The following is an 18,535-nucleotide window of genomic DNA, read 5'->3' as shown; positions in this document are numbered from 1 at the left end:
CGGTCCTGCCCACACCGGCCAGACCTCTCGGGTCTCGCCCGGTACGGCAAGGCCGACACGGGACAGGGCCGCCGGTCAGCGCCGGTGCGCACGGCCTCCGCGCGGCCTCCGGGCGGGCCAGCCGCCCTACTCCATCGCTTCCTTGAGGAGCTTCGAGAGCACCGCGTCGGAATCGAACCACTCTTTCGCGAACTTCTTCGCGGCCTTGGAATGCCTGTCCCAGTCGGCGCGCACGGCTTCGATGCCCGCCAAAGCTTCGTCCTCGCTGGAGAAGGCCAGCACGCCCTCGCCCGTGGGCATGAACTCGGAGAAGCCCGTGTCCTGCACCACGCAGGGCCTCCCTGCCGCCAGGTAGCAGGTGCTGCGGCAGGAGAACCACCCGGAGCGCGAGGCCACGTAGGCGTTCTTGGCCATGGAGAACTCGGCGAAGCTGTCCTGGATGTAGTCGCGGTAGAGCCAGGGAGTGGTGGACTTGGCGAAGCCGTCCTCGAGCTTCCAGCCCTTCTCCTCCAGCATCTCGCGCGGGGGCCTGCCCTGGCCCAGGGCCAGCTCCAGGGTGGCGGAGGTCTTCCTGGGCAGGTCGATGAAGCGCAGGAATTCCATGTTCTTGCCGCCGTACTGCACGCCGCCGATCACCGGGCCGGACTCCTTGGGTTGCCAGGAGAGCACCGTGGTGAAGGCGTCGGAGGCGGGTTTGCGGGGGGTGTCCCAGCTCTCAAGGACCATGGGCTGGCGGGTGGGCCGCCAGTCGAAGACGCCCTGGGGGATCAGGCAGCCGGGCTTGCCGAAGTTCTCGGCAAAGCTGAAGAAGCGATCGTGCAGCTTCATGTGCTCGATGTTCTTCACGTCCTTCTCGGAGGCCGTGCCCGCGAGATAATCAGGGATGCCCGCCTGGGTGTACATGGGGTCGGAGTCGATGAGCACCTTCACGGGGATGCCCTGGTACTCCTCGCGCAGCCAGAGGGTGGTGGAGATGTTGAACACCACGTCGGCGCGCTTCACCACGTCGGTGAGCTGCTCCTGGGAGAGGCCGTGGAAGTTGTCGGACGGGTCGCGCACGCAGAAGCGTTTGGCCAGGTCCGGGTCCAGGGCCGTGAGATAGTCCGTGAGGTACTTGATGTGGTAGGAATAGTCTTCCGTGAAGGTGACGTTGAAGGGGTCGTAGGCCCAGCCGCCGGTGTCCTCCAGGTAGTAGACGTCGTGCCCCAGCTTGTGGAAGCCGTGCAGGTACTGGATGTAGTCCCAGGCCACGCCACCCAGGGGGTAGGTGCAGGCCAGTCCGGAGACGATGATGGTGCGTTTGTTCATGGCCTCGGGCCTTTTGAGGGTTTGGGGGCCGGTTTCACGGGCCGGATGGTGAAGTCGGAATCAACTTCCACGGACACGTCGCCGCTCTTGCCCGCGTACTCGGCGATGGCCGCCGCGAAATAGGGCATGGACTTCTCCATGCCGGAGGTGGGCCCGGTGGAGATGACGTACATGCGCCAGACCACGTTTTTGGGGAGGTTGGCCTTGAAGCGGGCCATGTCCACGGCCTCCACGGCCAGCTCGCGGGTGTAGTCCAGGAAGGCCAGCAGGCGTGCGTTGTGGCCCGCGAAGCCCTGGGGCATGGATTCGGCCGGGATGTGGCGGTTCTCGGAGACGTTCCAGGCCAGGTAGACCACCAGGTCGGCCTCCTCCAGTGACGCCGCGCGGGTGTAGCCCTTGGGCTCCAGGGCCTTGGCGAGCATGTCCGCGCAGGCCAGGAAGGTCTTGTCGTCGGGCGCGATGTCCATGAACCCGGGGCGCACCACGAAGCGTTTGCCGTAGGGCAGATGCTCGGCGTAGGCGTCCAGGCGCATGGTGTAGAGGCCCGAGGCGCCGAAGCAGCCGACCGAAAGCACGGCCAGCAGAAGGGCCGCGAACAGCGCCGGAAGTCTGGTGAAACGGCTTGGCATGGACGCCTCCTTACGGCGCCTCGGCGACGATCTCCTGGCCCTGGGCGTCGCGGGGGCGGCGTTCCTTGAGGGGCGCGAACTGAAGAGCATGGAGACGGGCGAACTCGCCTCCCTTGTCCAGGAGTTCCTGGAACGTGCCCATCTCGCTCACGGTCTTGTCCTTGATCACCAGGATCAGGTCGGCCCGGCGCATCATGGACATGCGGTGGGCGATCACGAAGGTGGTGCGGTTCTCCATGAGCCGGTCCAGGCCTTCCATGATCTGGGCCTCGGTGCCCGCGTCCAGGGCCGAGGTGGGCTCGTCCAGGATGAGCAGGGGCGCGTCCTTCAGGAGCGCCCGGGCGATGGAGAGGCGCTGGCGCTGGCCGCCCGAGAGGTTGGAGCCGCGCTCGTCGAGCAGCGAGTCGTAGCCCTGGGGCATGGCCTCGATGAACTCGTGGGCGTTGGCCAGCGTGGCCGCGGCCACCACTTCCTCGCGGGTTGCGGTGCGTTTGCCGTAGGCGATGTTGTCGTGCACGCTCATGGGGAAGAGGTGCGTGTCCTGGAGCACGATGGCCACCTGCTGGCGCACGCTCTTCAGGGTGACGTTGCGCAGGTCCTGCCCGTCGATGGTGATGGCCCCCTTCTGGGGGTCGTAGAAGCGCAGAAGCAGGCTGATGAGCGAGGTCTTGCCCGCGCCGGTCTGGCCCACCACGGCCACGGTGGCCCCGCCCCGGGCCTTGAAGCTCACGCCGCTCAGCACGGGGCGTTCGGGATCGTAGCCGAAGGTGACGCCGGAGAACTCCACCGCGCCCTTGGTGATCTCCAGGGGCTTGGCGTCGGGGGCCTCGGGCACGGCCTTGTCCTCGGCGAGCACGTCGAGCACGCGCCGGGCCTGGGCCAGCGAGCCCCGGATGGCCCCCATGGTGTTGGCGATGTTGTTAAGCGGCGTGTAGAGCGAGGCCAGATAGCCCAGGAAGATGAGCAGGTCGCCCGTGGAGAGGTCGCCCTCCAGCACGTGGCGCGCGCCCACGTAGAGCACGTAGGCCGTGCCTGCCGCCGTGATGGCGCCCACCAGCCAGCCGTAGGCCGTCTGCAGCGAATAGAGCGTGAGCTTGCGGTCGAAGCTGTGCTGGCTCTCGGCCACGAAGCGCCTGCGCTCCTCGTCTTCGCGGGCGAAGGCCTGCACCAGCGAGATGGAGTTGAAGATGTTCTCCACCGTGGAATAGACCTTGGACTCCTTCATGTGGGTCTCGTAGGTCAGGTTGCCGATCTTCTTGGTCACGCTGGCGATGGCCAGGATCAGGAGCGGCACCACGGCCATGGCGTAGAGCGTCAGCTCCCAGTCGATGCCCAGGAGCACGAAGAACATGCCCATGAGGAGCACGATGCTCGTGAGCGTGGTGAACACGCCGTTCATCAGCAGCGTCTGCACCGAGTAGGTGTCGCCCATGAGGCGGTAGAGCAGGTCGCCGGTGGGGCGGGTCTGGTGGAAGAGCAGGGACTGGCGCTGCAGGTGGTCGAAGAGTTCGCAGCGGAAGTCCTGCACCATGTCCTGCCCCATGCGGATGGTCAGGTAGTTGTTGGCCAGCTGGACGAAGCCCGAGAGGAAGTGCACGGCCACCAGGGCGATGGCCACCACGGCCAGCTCCGTCCCGGTGGAGAGCACGTCGGCGGGCACGGTCCATCCCCAGAATTCCAGGGGCTGGCGGGCGATGATCTGGTCCACGCAGAGCTTGAGCGGCCAGGGCTTGAGCAGTTCCAGGGCGCTTTGCACCCCCACCAGGCCCAGACAGAAGGCGAAGAGGAGTGAATAGGGCCGCAGGTAGCCGAGAAGCTTGAGGAAAACTGCCATGGTATCCGGGTGGTTGGATGGTTGACCGCAAGCGGGCCGGGAGGGCAGGGCTGCCCCCCCGGCCCGGTCCGGGTCTTACGCGATGGCGTCTTTGATGTCGACTACTGAAGGGGCGCGTCCACGGCGGCGCGGGCGGCCTCGGCCTTTCCGGCCTCCAGGTGCTCGTCTTCCTCGGCCGGAGCCTGGGCCGGGGCGTTCACGGGCTTCACGGCGATGGCCTGGTCTTCCTTGGCGGCCTTGGCGGCTTCCTTGGCGGCCTTCTTGGGGTCCTCGGGCTCGGTGAGGGAGCAGCCGTGCTTGCAGGTCATCAGGTGCTGGGCCAGCTTGGTGACCATGGCCGCCGAGGAGGACATGCCCTTGGCCGTCCAGAGCATGGCCGTCAGGGCCGCGCCGCCGCAGACGGCGGCCGGGATCAGCGCTCCCAGGGCCAGGCAGCCCAGGCCGGCGGCCAGGGAGAGACCGGTGAGGGCCACGGCCAGGCCGGTGGGGGCCACGGAGCCCGCCAGGCGCACGAAGCGCTTGTCCCCGCCGTGGTGTTCCACGGTGACGCGCAGCATCAGGGCGCTCATGAGCCCGGGCTGGATGCGCAGGTCCCAGGGCGCCACGCTGGAGGAGGCGGCGTAGCCGGTGCCCGCAGTGTGGCTCACGCCCAGGGTGCGCAGCACGCGCAGGATGTGGTCGAGAACGTCCTCGCGCTCCAGGGACGCGCCGTTCCAGAAGAAGCGGTGGAACTTGAGGCCCCTGCGGAAGATGGAGCAGGTGTCCTTCACGCGGGTCCAGAGGGTGTACTTGGGCAGGTTGGCTTCCTCGGGCAGGCCCAGCACGGCCAGGCTGCCGCTCTTGATGCCCCTGCGGCCCTGGCGGCGCAAGTCCATGAGGGTCTGGTAGCGGGCCTTGCCGCGAATCCAGGGCTGGGCCAGGGTGAGCAGGAAGATGGTCAGCCGGGCCAGGAAGGTGTCGTGGGCCTTGGGGAGCTTGGCCTGGGCGGCGCGGTGCCCCACGAAGGCGAAGGTGACGCCCAGCATGGCCGCGCCCAGGGCGAAGAGGGGCGCGAAGGCGAAGCCGGAGGCCAGCACGGCCACGGCGGCCAGCATCCATTCGAAGCTCATGGGCAGGTAGGCGGTCAGGCTGCCCTTGGGCTCGTAGAGGGTCTGGAAGAGGCCGGAGCCGAAGACGCCGTGGTAGATCACCGGGCGCGTGGAGAGCAGCGCCCCGGAGATGTCGCCGTAGATGCGCCCGGCCCAGCGGGAGTTGCCCAGCACGTTGAAGCGCTGCGGGTGCTTGGGCATGAGCAGCGCCTCGGCGCGGCCGTAGCCCTTCTGCTGCTTGAGGTAGGCCTTCACGGTGTTGCGGCGGTGATGCCAGACCATCATGCCCGCGTGGAAGCCGATGGTGTGGCCCATGTCCATGAGCCTCCAGCAGAGGTCCACGTCGTCGCCCGCGGCGCGGTAGGTCACGTCGAAGCCGCCTGTGGCCAGGAGGTGTTCGCGGCGGTAGGCCATGTTGCAGCCCGGGATGTGCTCGGCGATCTCGTCGGTGACGAGCACGTGGGTGGGCGCGCCGGGGGAGACGGCCACGCAGGCGGCGGTGCGGTTGTCTTCGGGCGGGGGCAGGTTGGGTCCGCCCACGGCGGCGAAGCGCTGGTCGCGGAAGGCCCAGGCCATGTAGGTGAGCCAGTGGGGGTCCACGTAGCAGTCGGAGTCGGTGTAGGCGATGATCTCGCCCTGGGCGGCGTGCATGCCCACGTTGCGCGCGGCGGAGAGGCCCAGGTTGGGCTGGTGGATCACGTGGATGAAGGGGAACTTGGCCGCGTAGCGGTCGGAGATTTCCCCCGTCTTGTCGGTGGAGCCGTCGTCCACCACGATCACTTCGAAGTTGGGGTATTCCACGTGCTCGAAGCTGGCCAGGCAGCCTTCCATGGTGGAGTCGGCGTTGAAGGCGCAGACGATCACGGAGATCATGGGCGCGTGGGGCGGCAGGGGCGGCAGGGGGTTGGCGTAGGCCTTGGCCACGGCGTTGAAGGCGGCCTTGGGCTGGCGGTCGGCGTCGACGATGCCGAACTTCCAGTCCTCGATGAGGTGGCCGCCGGTGTACCACTCGTCGGTCCAGGCGAAGACCATGGTGCCCGAGACGCCCTCTTCGAAGGCGGCGCGCACCTGCCATTCGAGGAACCTGGCCTGGGCCTCGTCGCCGTGGCGCAGGGAGTCCATGCCGAACTCGGAGAGCACGAGCGGGAGGTCTCCGGCCACGTTCTGAAGGCGCTTCACGTAGGCGCGGAAGCTCGTTTCCTCGTGCAGGTAGACGTTGACGCACAGGAAATCGAGGAAGGGGAGCTTCAGGTATTCGGTGGAGGGGTAGTTGGCGTAGGTCACCAGGCCCGTGGGGTCTTCCCTGCGGACGATGGCGGCCAGCTTGCCCAGGAACTTCTCCACGTTCTTGGCCCCGGACCAGCGCACGATGTGGCTGGGGATCTCGTTGCCGATCAGGTAGGCCAGCAGGGCCGGGTGTCCGGCGCAGGCGCGGGCGGCCTCGCGCATGGCGTCCTTGATGGCTTCCTTCACTTCCCACTGGTCGAGGAAGCACAGGTGCTGGGGCCAGGGGATGCCCACCATCACGTGGATGCCGTGGGTCGCGGCGGCGTCCAGGAACCACTTGGGCGGCACGTAGTAGACGCGGATGGTGTTCACGCCGATGGAGCGCATGAGGCGGAAATCCTCGGCCACGCGCTCGGGCTCGGGCAGGGGCTCGCCGTTCTCGTTCTCGGGGAACGGACCGTAGGTGACGCCCTTGATGAAGAACTTCTTGTCGCCCAGGAAGAGGAAGCGTCCGTGGACGCGGGGGCGCTCGAAGATGGCCGGGGAGGCGCTGCCGCCTTCTAACTGGAACATGGTGCCCTCACCTTTTCCGGCGCATGGCCGGTTGATCGCGCTTGGTGATCTCCCGGAGCGGGCCGCGTGCCCGGCCGGGGGAGGCGCCTGACGGCGCGGGCGGGTGAAAGCAAGGCGTGTGCCATGCGCCGAGGCGGCCGGGAAGCCGCGCCGGGCGGGCATGTGAAATGCGTGACGCGCTCCGGTTACGAAAACTGCGCACGCGGCGGTTACGATAATTTCCCTTGACGGACTTTGGCGGAACCGGCCGGATTCACGCCCCCGCTTTACCCCGCGCACAAGGCGCGTTAAGGAAAACTCCAAGGAGCATCCCATGCGATACACTGTTGAGTTCGATCGAGAGGAGGACGGGCGCTACATCGCCGAAATCCCCGAGATTCCCGGAGTGATGGCCTACGGGGCCACCCAGCGCGAGGCCTACAACATGGCCGTGGCCCTGGCGCTTCGGGTGCTGGCCGAGCGAATCGAACACGGCGAGGCCTCGCTGGAGACGCGCGAAACCCTCTGCTTCGCGTGATCTGGGCCTCCTCGAAAGGCAGGCGCGTGCTCGCGGCGCTGTGCAGAATCGGATGGGGTATCCGGGCTCGAAAAGGAACATCCCACAAGGTTCTTGTCCGCGAGGGGTGGCCTCACTATGTGTTTCCCTTCGGGGACGACGAGGAGATCGGGCCGCGCATGTTGGCCCGCATCGCAAAGCATACCGGATTGCGGCCGCGGGATATTTAGGGGGCCGGATTCACGCCCCCTGTTTGCGATACGCAGCCATCCAGGCGGCGGTCTTTTCCAGCAGATCCAGAACGGGCGGCGTGAGCGCCGACACCTGCTCCTGGTCCGCGGCGCGGGCGGCGTGCTCCAGCTCGAAACAGGCCTGGCGCAGGGGCTCGCAGTGCAGCGTGCCGCTCGCGCCCTTGAGCGAATGGGCCAGCATGACCACGGCCTGCGCGTCCTGCCCGGCCAGGGCGGCCTGGAACTTCACGCGGCGCGCCGGGGCCTCCTCCACGAACATGTCGAAGACCTCGTTGATGAGGTCCTGGTCCCCTTCCATGCGTTCCACCAGCTTGGCCATGTCCACCAGATTCGCGACCATTCCCACTTCCTCATGTTTGCTTGTCCGGCCCGGCGCGGTCGGCCCCGTAGGGGCCTCGGCAACGGGAAGAACGGCGACTTCGCGGACGGTTGCAGCGCCCTGGCCCTTGCCCGGGAACGCCCGCGCGTCCCGCCCGGCGCGATCCTAAGGCAGTGCCAGGGCGGGCGGCAGCACCAGCGACACCGTGGTGCCCGCGCCTTCGCGGCTGGCCACTTCCACCCGGCCTCCCCAGTCCTCCACGGCCTTGCGGATGAGCGCCAGGCCCAGGCCGTAGCCCTTGCCCTTGCCCAGCCCCTTGCCCGTGAAGAACGGGCTGAACACCCGCTCCAGCGTCTCCTGCGACATGCCCCGGCCCGTGTCGCGGACGGACAGCATCACGTTACCGGCCGAAAGCCCGGCCGACACCTCCACGAGGCCCGGTCCGTCCATGGCCTCCAGGGCGTTTGTCACCAGATGCATCATGGCCCGGCGCAGGGTCTCCTCGTGGGCCTTCACCCGGGGCAGGGCCTCCTCCAGGCGCAGGGCGATCTCCACCCCGGCGGGCAGGAAGCCGGCGCGCAGCACCTCCACGGCCTCGCGGGCCACGCTCGCGGCGTCCACCTCCCCGGGCTGTTCCGAGCCGGGCCGGGAGAACCCTATCATCTCTTTGAGGATGCGGTCCAGCTTGGCCGTCTCCTCCAGGATGATGCGCACCTTCTCGCGCTCGCGTTCGCTCAGGTTGGGCGATTTGAGCAGGGCGTTGGTGAACCCGCCGATGGCGAAGAGCGGATTGCGGATCTCGTGGGCCATGTAGGCCGAGAGCCGTTCCACCACGCCCACCTTCTCGGTCTGCTGGGCGCGCTTCTCGGACTCGGTGCGCGAGGTGATGTCGCGGCGCATGACCATCACGTGGGAGATGCCCCCGGAGGCGTCGAAGATTGGATAGGCGTACTCGCGGAAATAGAGGAGCCTGCCCTCCTTGCTCACCCTGGTCTCCAGGGATTCGGCCTTGCGGCCGGTGCGCAGGGCCTGGTGGAAGGGGCAGTCCCTGGTCTCGGGGTGGCAGAAGGGCATGTCGTCGCGCACGGCCTGCACGTCCCAGCAGGGCTTGCCCAGGAGTTCCTCCTTGGGCGCGCCCCGGCGAAGGGCCACGTTGCGGTTCACGTCCACCACGCGGCCCTGGCGGTCCAGGAGCAGGATGTCCTCGGGCACCTCGTCCAGCACGGCCTGGACGAGCACCCGCTGGTTGTCCAGGTTGAGCTGGCAGCGCGCGCTGATGGCCGCGAACTTGTTGAGGGCGCACAGGAAGAAGGAGGCCGTGTGGTCGATGAAGCTCACGTGGCCCGGCAGCCCGGCCACGATTGACTTCACTTTGTGGCGCTTGCCCACCAGCTCGATGAGCAGGTTGATGTCCGGGTGCGCCCGGAGCATCTCCTGGTGGGTTTCGTAGACCGGCAGGCCCTCCACGCGGGGATCGCCCAGCTTTTCGCGCTCCGGGCCGGGCTCGGCCAGGGCGGCAAGGGTCATGGGTGGCAGGAAATCGGCCACCGCCGGATTGAAGATGATGTCCAGGATGGAGAGAAATCCCGGCCCCGTGCCCATGATGCCCACGCAGAAGGCGCTGTCCTCCAGCTCCCACAGGCAGTATCCGTCGGGCAGCCGTTCAGGTGACATGCTCACCTCCCCGCCCCTGGCCCAGGAGCGCGTAAAGCTCCTTGGCCGTTCGTCCCGGCAGCCTGGCGGCCGCGCGGCGGGCCACCTCGCGCGGCCTGCCCCCGGCGCGGGCCTCCTCCTCCAGCACGCGGCGCACCATATCCGGGTCCGCCGTCGCCTGCTCCAGGGCGGGTCCGAGCACCACGGTGATCTCGCCCAGGAGTTCGCGCTCCTGGGCGGCCATTTCGGAGAGCCTGCTGCGCAGGAATTCCTCGTGGGTTTTGGTAAGCTCCCGGGCCACCACGCAGTCGCGCTCGCCCAGCACCTCCAGGGCCAGGGCCAGGGTCTTGGCCAGGCGGTCCTTGCGCTCGAAGAACACCAGGGTGCACCCCGTGGGGGCGAAGCGGGCCAGGGCCTGGCGCACGTCGCCGGACTTGCGCGGCAAAAAGCCCAAAAAGACGAAGGGCTGGGGCGCGAGGCCCGAGACGCACAGCGCGGCCATGACGGCCGAGGGCCCGGGCGCCGGGCGCACGCGGTGTCCGGCCTCCAGGCAGGCGCGCACCAGCAGGTATCCCGGATCGGAGAGCACGGGCGTGCCCGCGTCGGAGACGAGCGCCGCCTCGCCGCCCTGGTCCAGATGGGCCAGCACCTGGGGGATGCGGCCTTCCTCGTTGTGGTCGAAGAGGGAGAGCATGCGCCGTCCCTCCGGGGGCTGGGCGATGCCCTGGTCCGCCAGGAGCCGGATCGCGCGGCGGGTGTCCTCGCAAAGCAAGAGGCCCGCGCGCCCGAGAATGTCGCGCGCGCGGGGCGTCAGGTCCCCCGCGTTGCCCAGGGGCGTGGCCACCACCCACAGCGTTCCCGGCTCACCCTGCATGGAAGGGCTATCCCATGGCCCCGGCCCGAATGCAAGCGGGGCCGAGGAGCAAGCGGGCCATTGACAGGCCGGGACGCCGGGCATACGTCTCAACCATGGCAGATCCCGCTTACGACGTGGGCTCCAACGGCCCCATCTCCATGGCCAACTCCAACGGCCTCATCACCTTCGACCCGCAGCAGGTCGCCGTGGAGAAGTTCGCCCAGCGCCCCGCCGAGCCGCCGGTCTCCGTGAACGCCTGGACCGGCGTCTACGACCACGCCGAGAAAGGGCGCATCATCGGCAACGTGGTCATCTAGGCCGAAACCGCCCCCGAGTCCCGCCCGTCTTCCCTGGAGGTCCCGGTGTTCCACAGCATTCCCGAGGCCGTGACCGAACGCATGGCCCTGCTGGCCGCCATGCACGAGGCAGACAAGACCGACGGCACCCCCCGCTTCGACCGCCTGCGCCAGATCCCCCCCGAGACGGGCCGGTTCCTCTGCCTGCTGGCGGCCAACGCGCCCGAGGGCGAATGGCTGGAGGTGGGCACGTCGGGCGGCTACTCGGCCCTCTGGCTGGCCCAGGCCGCCGGGCTGCGCGGCACGCGGCTCACCACCTACGAGATAAGCCCCCGCAAGGCCGCCCTGGCCCGGGAGAGCTTCGCCGCCGCCGGGGCGCAAGACCGCGTGCGCCTCGTGGAGGCCGACGCCGTGCCGCTCCTGGCGGGCCATGGTCCCCTGGCCTTCTGTTTCCTGGACGCCGAGCGCGCCATCCTGCGCGCCTGCTTCGACGCGATCGTGCCCAAGCTGGTGCCCGGAGGGCTGCTCGTGGTTGACAACGCCATCAGCCACTCCCACGAGATGGCAGAGTTTCTCGAATACGTCCCCACGGACCCGCGCGTGGACTCGCTGGTGGTCCCGATCGGTTCCGGCGAACTGGTCTGCAGGAAGCTTTAGTGTCGCGATTTTGAAAAACATGAATATGTTTTTCAAAATGTAAATCAATGGTTTTGGCTGCTTGTTTTGACAATCCGTATGGATGGATTTCGAGGACGAAACACTAGAGATTCACCAGGGCTGCCAGCCGCGCCCTCCCGAGCGCTCGAAATCGGCCCGGAAGGCGTCCTCCAGGTGCTCCACGCGCAGGGATGCGCCGTGGCGTACGACGCTCACAACGTCGAAGCGGCAGGGCCTGGCCCACAAGTCGCCTGCGGAGAGGTATTCGGCCGCCGCGCGCAAAAGCCGGGAGCGCTTGCGCCCGTGCACAGCGTCGGTCCCGGCCGCCAGGCTGCCCTGGCCCCGCGTCTTCACCTCCACGAACACCAGGGTGTCCCCGTGGCGGCAGATCAGGTCCACCTCGCCGCGCGGCGTGCGCCAGTTGCGTTCCAGGACCTCGTAGCCGCGCGACGCGAGATGGGCGGCCGCCGCGTCCTCGCCTTCGCGGCCCAGGAGGAGATGATCGGCGATCATGGGGCGTGCTTGGGGGGAATGTCGCTGGAGAAGCCTCTGGCGGCCAGAGGAGCAGGCTCCTCTGGACTCCTCGGCGGGGGGCAGGTGCGGTTGGCAGTCCCCGGGGGCGGTTTCCGGGGGGCATCCGCCGGACGGACGGGCCTGCGGCAGGCCGCCATGAACGCTCTCACAACAGGGAGCCCTGGACCGCCTGCGCGCCCCTGGGCTCGGGCAGAACGCCCCGGAACGTCAGGCGGTGCAGCCTGCACGGGCCGAGCCGGACCAAGGCCGCCAGGTGGTCGGCCGTGCCGTAGCCTTTGTGCCCGGCCAGGCCGTAGCCGGGGTACTTGCGGTCGAGGTGTTCCATGAGCCGGTCGCGGAAGGTCTTGGCCAGGATGGACGCGGCCGAGATGGCCGGGATGAGCGCGTCGCCCCCCACCACCGCCCGCTGTGGGAGCCCCGGCAGGGCCAGCAGGTGCGGGGGGATCGTCTTGTTGCCGTCCACCTCCAGGCCCGAGGGGACGGCGCGCAGTGCCGCCACGGCCCGGGCCATGGCCCGGTAGGTGGCCTGCAGGATGTTGATGCGGTCGATCTCGGCGGCCCAGACCACACCCAGGCCCCAGGCCGCGGCCTGGGCCTTGATGGCCCCCTCCAGGCGCGCGCGCCGGGCGGGGGTGAGCTTCTTGGAGTCGGTGAGCCCGGGCAGGTCGAAGGAGGCGGGCAGGATCACGGCCCCGGCCACCACGGGACCGGCCAGGCAGCCGCGCCCGGCCTCGTCAACCCCGGCCAGCACGGCGACCTCCGAGATGCGCCGCAAAAACGCGCGGCGCTGTGCAGGCCGGGACGAAAAGCCCGGACAAACCGGCGCAACGCCCAGCAAGGCCGCGCGACGCGGGCCAGACCTTGGCCCATGCCTCGGACAGGCCGACGCGCGCCCCTGCGAGGCCCACGCCGACACCTCTTCCCGTCAGGCCGTGGCCGCGCCGCAGGCGCGCCCAGCCGTCAGCCCCGCCGGAGCGCACGGCAAACACGACAAGCCGCCGACGCCCGCGCGGCTCTCCCGCTCCGCGCCGGATGGCACGGGAGCGGACGAATGCGCTGGCGTCGGCGGCCCGAAACGGCATCGCCGGGAAACGGACTAGTTGTTCCAGTCGTTCTTGGACTTGATGCGGGAGGCCTTGCCGCGCAGCTTGCGCAGGTAGTACAGGCGCGAGCGGCGCACCTTGCCCTCGGTGATCACTTCCACGCGCTCGATGAAGGGCGAGTACATGGGGAACACGCGTTCCACGCCCACGCCGTCGGAGACCTTGCGCACGGTGAAGGTGCTGTTGGTGGTGCCCTTGCGCAGGCGCAGGACAGCGCCCTGGAACACCTGGATGCGCTCCTTCTCGCCCTCGAGGATGCGGAAGTGCACCTTCACGGTGTCGCCGGGCTTGAACTGGGGCATGTCCAGGCGGATGTGCTCGTTTTCGATCTGACGGATGATGTCCATGGCCTGTCTCCTTATGTCTGGCTTCACCGGGAAGCCTCAAAAAATGTCGCCCAGGATGCGGTCCGCGAGGATGGCGAAGGCGGCGCGCACCGGCAGGTGGTTGTAGGCGCCGAAGGGCCTCACGGGGGCCAACTGGCCGTGCGTGAGGGCCAGCGCCTCGGGGGCCAGCCCCGAACCCGTGCCCAGCGCCAGGAGCACCGGGCGCTCCCGCAGCGTTTCGCGCACCGCGCCGGGGGTCACCCCGCCGTCGGGCCGGGCGCTGGTGGCCAGCACCCAGGGGTCCTGCCCCGCATGTTCCCTCGCCTGGGAGACGGCCTCTTCGAGAGTGGCCGCCACCCGGACTTTCCCCAACGCCTCGGCCCTGTCCGGGTTGGCCCGGCCGCCCGCGCCCAGGGTCCAGTGGTCCAGGAGCGTGCGCGCCAGGGCCTGCTGGTCCTCCAGGGGAGTGACCGCGAAAAACCCTGCAAGCCCGTATGTTCGGGAAATGCGGGCTATATCGTGCAGATCGAGGTTGGTCAAGGACACAGTGACCGTGTGCCCTTTTTTGTTGAGCACCGGGCCGTGCACCAGGGCCACGTAGAGGGCGCGCCCCAGGAGAGTGCGGGGCTTTTGCGCCAGGAAGCGCCGGTCCGGCCCCGTGAGGGGGGCCTCGCCCAGCAGGTCGGGCCGCCGGGCCAGGGTCTGGCCCAGGGACTGTTCACGCCGCAAGGCGGCCACCCTGGCGTGGTCGCCGCCCAGGAGCACGTCCGGCACGCCCAGCCCCTCGTAGACCTCGGGGCGCGTGTACTGAGGGTATTCCAGCAGCCCGGCCGAGAAGCTCTCCTCCTCGCCGGACTCCTCCTTGCCCATGAACCCGGGCACGAGGCGCGCCACGGCCTCCACGAGGCACATGGCGGCCGACTCTCCGCCCGAGAGCACGAAGTCCCCGGCCGAGACGAGCTCCACGGGGAAGAGGTCCAGGAGGCGTTCGTCGATGCCCTCGTAGCGCCCGCAGAGGATGGTCACGGCGGGGGCGGCGGCCAGCTCGCGGGCCAGGGCCTGGGTGAGGGGCCGCCCGCGCGGGCTCATGAGCAGGATGCGTCCGGGGTTCTCCAGGGAGCGCAGGGCGTGCGCCAGGGGGTCCAGGGCCATGACCATGCCCGGCCCGCCGCCGTAGGGCCGGTCGTCCACGGAGCGGTGCTTGTTGAAGGCGAAGTCGCGCGGGTTCACGAGGTTGAAGTCCACCACGCCCTGCTCGCGGGCCTTGCCCATGAGCGCGCAGGAGAGCGGGGACTCGAAGAATTCGGGGAAGAGCGTGAGGAGGTTGAAGCGCATGGTCAGCTCCACAGGGCCGTGACGGGCACGGCCCAAAGGCGGTCGCCGAGGGAGGGGAGACCGTGACGCGCCGACATGGTAAAAATTTTACCACGGCGTGGTGAACATTCCACCACGGCTGGGCAGGGAAGCGACACCCGCTAGAGCTCCAGCAGCCCCGGCGGCGGGTCGATCACGATCCGCCGCTGCTCCTCGTCGATCTCCAGCACGGATTCGTCGTGGGCGGGAAACAGGATTTCGCGTCCGTCCGGGGCGCGGATCAGCCAGAGGTCCTGCCCAGGGGAGTCCATGAAGGCTTCCAGTTCGCCCACGGGCGTGCCGTCGGGCAGCACGCAGGCGAAGCCCACGATCTCGTGCAGGTAGATTTCGTCGTCGGGGAGTTCCGGCAGGGCCTCGGGGGGCACCACCACCTCCAGCCCGCGCAGAGCTTCGGCGGCGTCGCGGTCCTCCACGCCCTCGATGGTGAGCAAAAGCCGCCCCTGGTGCGGACGGCACGAGCGCACCGTGACGAAGCGCTCCGGGCGGTTCTTCCCGCGCAGCCCGAGGCGCGCCCCGACGGCGAACAGCCGGGGGGAGTCCGCGTGGCTCTCCACGCTGAACTCCCCCCGGATACCGTGAGGTTTGACCACCTCGCCGATGACGACCAGCTTGGACTTCTCCAATCTCCGGCCCTCCCGGCCTATTCGAGGATCTCCAACACCGAGCGCTTGCGCGCCTTGGTGGAGGCCGCGCCAAGGATGGTGCGCATGGCCCTGGCCGTGCGCCCCTGCTTGCCGATGACCTTGCCCAGGTCCTCTTTGGCGACCTTGAGCTCGATCACCGACGTCTGCTCGCCCTCGACTTCCTTCACCTGCACGGCGTCGGGATTGTCGACCAGCGACCTGGCAACGTATTCGATGAGGTCTTTCAACATCTGGCGCCTCCGTGTGTCGGGCACGTTTCAGGGCGCCGCATCGAGCCGACCGGCATCCGGGCTAGTTGCTCTTGCCGGCCTTGCGCAGGAGAGCCGCCACGGTGTCGGTGGGCTGCGCGCCGCGCTCGATCCACTGGGCCACCTTCTCGGCGTCCACCACCACCTCGGCGGGGTTCGCCATGGGGTTGTAGTGCCCGATGTAGTCCAGGGCGCGTCCGTCGCGGCGGGTGGCGCTGTCCATGGCGACGATGCGGTAGAAGGGACGCTTCTTGGAGCCCATGCGAGTAAGTCTCAGTTTGACGGCCATAATCGTTCACCCCCAGTGAGGATAAGTAACGTGTTTTCTTCCGCTGGCAAGCCCGGTGGGGCTTGGCCGCGCTCAGCGCTTCTTGTTGCGCTTCTTGCGCTTGTCCTTCTTCTTCTTGGTGGACCCGGCCTTGGCCCCCATGGCCCCGGCCAGTCCCGCCATGCCGGGCATACCGGGCATGCCCGGCATTCCGGCGGGCATGCGCCCTCCGGGCATGGACGGCATCTTGGGCATTTTGCCCCCGCCCATCATGCGCTGCATCATCATGCGCATCTGCTCGAAATTTTTCAACAGCGCCGTCACGTCGCCCACCTGGACGCCCGAGCCCTTGGCGATGCGGCGCTTGCGGGAATCGTTGATGATCTTGGGCTCCAGGCGCTCGTTCTTGGTCATGGAGCCGATAATGGCCTCCAGGCGGGCCATCTCCTTTTCGGGCATCTGCACCTCGCCAAGCTGCTTGGTGATCTTGCCCATGCCCGGGATCATCTTCAGGATCGACTCCAGCGAGCCCAGCTTCTTCACCCGGCGCATCTGGGTGCGGAAGTCGTCCAGGGTGAACTGGGCCTGGCGGAGCTTGCGCTCCATCTCGGCGGCCTCGGTGGCGTCGAACTCCTCCTGGGCCTTCTCGATGAGCGAGAGGATGTCGCCCATGCCCAGGATGCGCGAGGCCGCGCGGTCCGGGTGGAAGATCTCCAGGTCCGAGGCCTTTTCGCCCATGCCCACGAACTTGATGGGCTTGCCCGTGACCTCCTTGATGGAGAGGGCCGCGCCGCCCCGGGCGTCGCCGTCCATCTTGGTGAGCACGACGCCGGTGATGTCCAGGCGCTCGTTGAAGCTGCCCGCCACGGTCACGGCGTCCTGGCCGGTCATGGCGTCGGCCACGAAGAGGATTTCGTGGGGGTTCACCGCGGCCTTGATGGCCTTGAGCTCCTCCATGAGGGGTTCGTCGATGTGCAGGCGTCCGGCGGTGTCGAGGATGACCACGTCGCAGCCCTGGCGGGCGGCCTCTTCCACGGCCTCGCGGCAGATGTCCACGGGGTTCTGGCCGGTGGTGGAGGGGTGCGCGGGGAAATCGAGCTGGGAGGCCAGCTTGTGCAGCTGGTCGATGGCCGCGGGGCGGTAGACGTCGGCGGGCACCAGGTAGGGCTTGCGCTTGTGGTGGCGGCGCAGCCAGAGTGCCAGCTTGGAGGTGGTGGTGGTCTTGCCGGAGCCCTGGAGGCCGGTCATCATCACGATGAGGGGCTTCTGGCGGAAGTCGAGCGTCTGGGCCTCTCCGCCCAGGAGGGCGAGGACCTCCTCGTGGACGATCTTCACCACCATCTGGCCCGGCGTGAGGGACTTCAAGACGTCCTGGCCCAGGGCGCGCTCGCGCACGCGCTCCGTGAAGGCCTTGACCACCTTGAAGTTCACGTCGGCTTCCAGGAGCGCCAGGCGCACCTCGCGCAGGGCCTCCTGGACGTTGGTCTCGTCCAGGCGGGCGTGGCCGCGAATCTTCTTGAATACGCCTTCGAGGCGGTCTTGCAGGCTTTCGAACATGGTCCCTTCTTTAGGCTTCGTGAAAAAAGAAGCCCTCCCCCTTAGCCAGGGGGGGCCGTCAAGTCAAGGGGTGTCGACAAGCGGTGAGGGAAGACCGGGCGCGCGCGGGAGATTGGCGTGGCGATGGCGCAACCATGGCCGGAGCGGATGAGCCTCGCGCAACCACGATCCCTTGATCACCCGATCAGCTTCTGCTGAAGACTGTCAGCCTTCCTTCCAGGATTTAACATTTCTCCAAAACGTCGAGCAGGCGCTTACCACTCTCGGAAGGAATTTGTAAGTCAATGCAATTACGACAGCCAACACAAACCATGAACGAAACGTGGCGACCCCCAAGACGATCAGCGCATCCGTCGCATCGACACCAACACCCATGGACTTGCACCCGTACATCAAGCAAGAACGACATTGCTCATAGACAATACCAAAGATCGTCACCACGAACCCCGCCACTGCTGATGCCGAGGCAACAACGACAGGCGACCTATTTTCCACGAATGCTCTGCATCGCAACAGAAACATTGCGAAACACACCACGAACAACACTGCCATCTCAAACCTAAACCTGGACGACGGCATGGGAAAATAGAACACTCTGTACATTGGTGTCATCAGCCAGACTGATGTCACGACACAGACAGTCGCGACAATCAACACTGCGCGTTTCACCGTCAATTTATTTTTCACGCACTGCTCCTTCAGCCTGCGAATGAAGTCCACTTGGCGTAAGCGCTCCGGTGATGCCGCACACCCCACCGAGGGCGGCTGAAACATCACGAGCACACGACCCTTTTCTTCCTCCACCCTGAAGCTCGGCCCTGGAGACGATCTCTGCCTCCTCACTTGCAGTCGTCGGAATATTTGTCTTGCAAACAGTTGATCCGATGCTCTCCTGATACTTGATGTACGATTCAAGACCCTCGTCGCCCAGATCGAAAACATCCCCGCTCCCTCGTTCACCATTCCGGAAACTGCCCCCAGGATCGTACAAGAAATTCTTGCCCTCAACGTACAGCGCGGAATGGTCACCAACCGACATTCCCCCATACGTTCCATACGTCGTAATCAGAATCGTCCCTCCCGGGCTCGGGGCCTCCTTGGGCTTTTCTTCCTCCTGCCCATCGCCGCCACCCTCCTGCCAGCCTTCCGGCGACTCATGCCGATCCCACGGCGATGGGACCGTATCGCCCCAAAACGTGCCGGTCTGGCCGGGTTGCCCCGGTTGTTGCGTTGCAGCGGCCCACCCGAGGAGACCATGCCCGGGCGCTGCCCCTTGAGGCGATGCCCAGCCCGG

The 18,535-nt window shown here is 67.7% G+C and carries 21 protein-coding genes; 4 read left to right on the top strand and 17 right to left on the bottom strand.

The window, feature by feature from the left end:
- Positions 1-126 precede the first annotated feature (126 nt).
- The 4 genes from NNJEOMEG_RS13795 to NNJEOMEG_RS13780 form a co-directional block, all read right to left on the bottom strand.
- Entirely contained in the window at positions 127-1,308 is a 1,182-nt protein-coding gene (locus NNJEOMEG_RS13795; RefSeq protein WP_173085447.1) for a glycosyltransferase, read from the bottom strand.
- Positions 1,305-1,937, bottom strand: coding sequence for a DUF4136 domain-containing protein (locus NNJEOMEG_RS13790; RefSeq protein WP_173085445.1), 633 nt, complete (start codon positions 1,935-1,937; stop codon positions 1,305-1,307). Before NNJEOMEG_RS13790 ends, NNJEOMEG_RS13795 begins: the two co-directional genes overlap by 4 nt.
- 10 nt (positions 1,938-1,947) lie before the next feature.
- Positions 1,948-3,771, bottom strand: coding sequence for an ABC transporter ATP-binding protein (locus NNJEOMEG_RS13785; RefSeq protein ID WP_173085443.1), 1,824 nt, complete (start codon positions 3,769-3,771; stop codon positions 1,948-1,950).
- Positions 3,772-3,872: 101 nt separating this feature from the next.
- A complete protein-coding gene (locus NNJEOMEG_RS13780; protein WP_173085441.1) occupies positions 3,873-6,659 on the bottom strand; it encodes a glycosyltransferase in 2,787 nt (928 codons plus the stop codon).
- 313 nt (positions 6,660-6,972) lie between these two features.
- On the opposite strand from NNJEOMEG_RS13780, the gene NNJEOMEG_RS13775 reads away from it, so the two are divergent.
- Positions 6,973-7,176, top strand: coding sequence for a type II toxin-antitoxin system HicB family antitoxin (locus NNJEOMEG_RS13775; RefSeq protein ID WP_173085439.1), 204 nt, complete (start codon positions 6,973-6,975; stop codon positions 7,174-7,176).
- Positions 7,173-7,385: a type II toxin-antitoxin system HicA family toxin gene (locus tag NNJEOMEG_RS13770; protein WP_173085438.1), complete on the top strand. Its 213-nt coding sequence runs from the start codon at positions 7,173-7,175 to the stop codon at positions 7,383-7,385. The genes NNJEOMEG_RS13775 and NNJEOMEG_RS13770 overlap by 4 nt, the downstream gene beginning before the upstream one ends.
- 10 nt (positions 7,386-7,395) lie before the next feature.
- Here the strand turns inward: NNJEOMEG_RS13770 and NNJEOMEG_RS13765 are convergent, their stop codons facing one another.
- The 3 genes from NNJEOMEG_RS13765 to rsmI form a co-directional block, all read right to left on the bottom strand.
- The gene (locus tag NNJEOMEG_RS13765; RefSeq protein WP_173085436.1) at positions 7,396-7,746 is read right to left on the bottom strand and encodes an Hpt domain-containing protein; all 351 of its coding nucleotides are present in this window, start codon (positions 7,744-7,746) and stop codon (positions 7,396-7,398) included.
- A 144-nt stretch (positions 7,747-7,890) separates the two neighbouring features.
- A complete protein-coding gene (locus NNJEOMEG_RS13760; RefSeq protein ID WP_173085434.1) occupies positions 7,891-9,399 on the bottom strand; it encodes a two-component system sensor histidine kinase NtrB in 1,509 nt (502 codons plus the stop codon).
- Complete coding sequence (rsmI, locus tag NNJEOMEG_RS13755) at positions 9,389-10,252, bottom strand: 16S rRNA (cytidine(1402)-2'-O)-methyltransferase (RefSeq protein WP_173085432.1); 864 nt, start codon at positions 10,250-10,252, stop codon at positions 9,389-9,391. Before rsmI ends, NNJEOMEG_RS13760 begins: the two co-directional genes overlap by 11 nt.
- Before the next feature lie 95 nt (positions 10,253-10,347).
- Between rsmI and NNJEOMEG_RS13750 the strand changes: the two genes are divergently transcribed.
- Together NNJEOMEG_RS13750 and NNJEOMEG_RS13745 are read left to right on the top strand one after the other, a co-directional pair.
- Positions 10,348-10,551, top strand: a complete 204-nt coding sequence (locus tag NNJEOMEG_RS13750; protein ID WP_173085430.1) for a hypothetical protein — start codon at positions 10,348-10,350, stop codon at positions 10,549-10,551.
- Positions 10,552-10,596: 45 nt separating this feature from the next.
- The gene (locus tag NNJEOMEG_RS13745; RefSeq protein ID WP_173085428.1) at positions 10,597-11,187 is read left to right on the top strand and encodes an O-methyltransferase; all 591 of its coding nucleotides are present in this window, start codon (positions 10,597-10,599) and stop codon (positions 11,185-11,187) included.
- A gap of 111 nt (positions 11,188-11,298) precedes the next feature.
- Here the strand turns inward: NNJEOMEG_RS13745 and NNJEOMEG_RS13740 are convergent, their stop codons facing one another.
- The 10 genes from NNJEOMEG_RS13740 to NNJEOMEG_RS20345 all read right to left on the bottom strand — a co-directional run.
- Positions 11,299-11,700, bottom strand: coding sequence for a YraN family protein (locus NNJEOMEG_RS13740; protein WP_173085426.1), 402 nt, complete (start codon positions 11,698-11,700; stop codon positions 11,299-11,301).
- Positions 11,701-11,866: 166 nt separating this feature from the next.
- Positions 11,867-12,496: a ribonuclease HII gene (rnhB, locus tag NNJEOMEG_RS13735; RefSeq protein ID WP_173085424.1), complete on the bottom strand. Its 630-nt coding sequence runs from the start codon at positions 12,494-12,496 to the stop codon at positions 11,867-11,869.
- 321 nt (positions 12,497-12,817) lie between these two features.
- Positions 12,818-13,171 (bottom strand): 50S ribosomal protein L19, encoded by a 354-nt coding sequence (gene rplS, locus NNJEOMEG_RS13730; RefSeq protein WP_173085422.1) that lies wholly within the window; start codon positions 13,169-13,171, stop codon positions 12,818-12,820.
- Positions 13,172-13,207: 36 nt separating this feature from the next.
- On the bottom strand, positions 13,208-14,485 hold the full coding sequence (trmD, locus tag NNJEOMEG_RS13725; RefSeq protein WP_173085420.1) for a tRNA (guanosine(37)-N1)-methyltransferase TrmD: 1,278 nt from the start codon (positions 14,483-14,485) through the stop codon (positions 13,208-13,210).
- Between the two features lie 140 nt (positions 14,486-14,625).
- Complete coding sequence (gene rimM / locus NNJEOMEG_RS13720; RefSeq protein ID WP_173085418.1) at positions 14,626-15,147, bottom strand: ribosome maturation factor RimM; 522 nt, start codon at positions 15,145-15,147, stop codon at positions 14,626-14,628.
- Positions 15,148-15,164: 17 nt separating this feature from the next.
- A complete protein-coding gene (locus tag NNJEOMEG_RS13715; protein WP_173085415.1) occupies positions 15,165-15,398 on the bottom strand; it encodes a KH domain-containing protein in 234 nt (77 codons plus the stop codon).
- A gap of 61 nt (positions 15,399-15,459) precedes the next feature.
- Complete coding sequence (rpsP, locus tag NNJEOMEG_RS13710; protein ID WP_173085413.1) at positions 15,460-15,705, bottom strand: 30S ribosomal protein S16; 246 nt, start codon at positions 15,703-15,705, stop codon at positions 15,460-15,462.
- A 72-nt stretch (positions 15,706-15,777) separates the two neighbouring features.
- Entirely contained in the window at positions 15,778-17,241 is a 1,464-nt protein-coding gene (ffh, locus tag NNJEOMEG_RS13705) for a signal recognition particle protein (RefSeq protein WP_173085411.1), read from the bottom strand.
- Positions 17,242-17,445: 204 nt separating this feature from the next.
- The gene (locus tag NNJEOMEG_RS13700; protein WP_217270546.1) at positions 17,446-17,928 is read right to left on the bottom strand and encodes a hypothetical protein; all 483 of its coding nucleotides are present in this window, start codon (positions 17,926-17,928) and stop codon (positions 17,446-17,448) included.
- On the bottom strand, positions 17,918-18,535 hold a 618-nt coding region (locus NNJEOMEG_RS20345), incomplete at its 5' end, for a hypothetical protein (protein ID WP_217270542.1). The genes NNJEOMEG_RS13700 and NNJEOMEG_RS20345, both read right to left, overlap by 11 nt.

The sequence above is a fragment of the Fundidesulfovibrio magnetotacticus genome (assembly GCF_013019105.1).
Taxonomy (GTDB): Bacteria; Desulfobacterota; Desulfovibrionia; order Desulfovibrionales; family Desulfovibrionaceae; genus Fundidesulfovibrio; species Fundidesulfovibrio magnetotacticus.
This window is presented reverse-complemented; position numbering and strand designations above follow the sequence as displayed.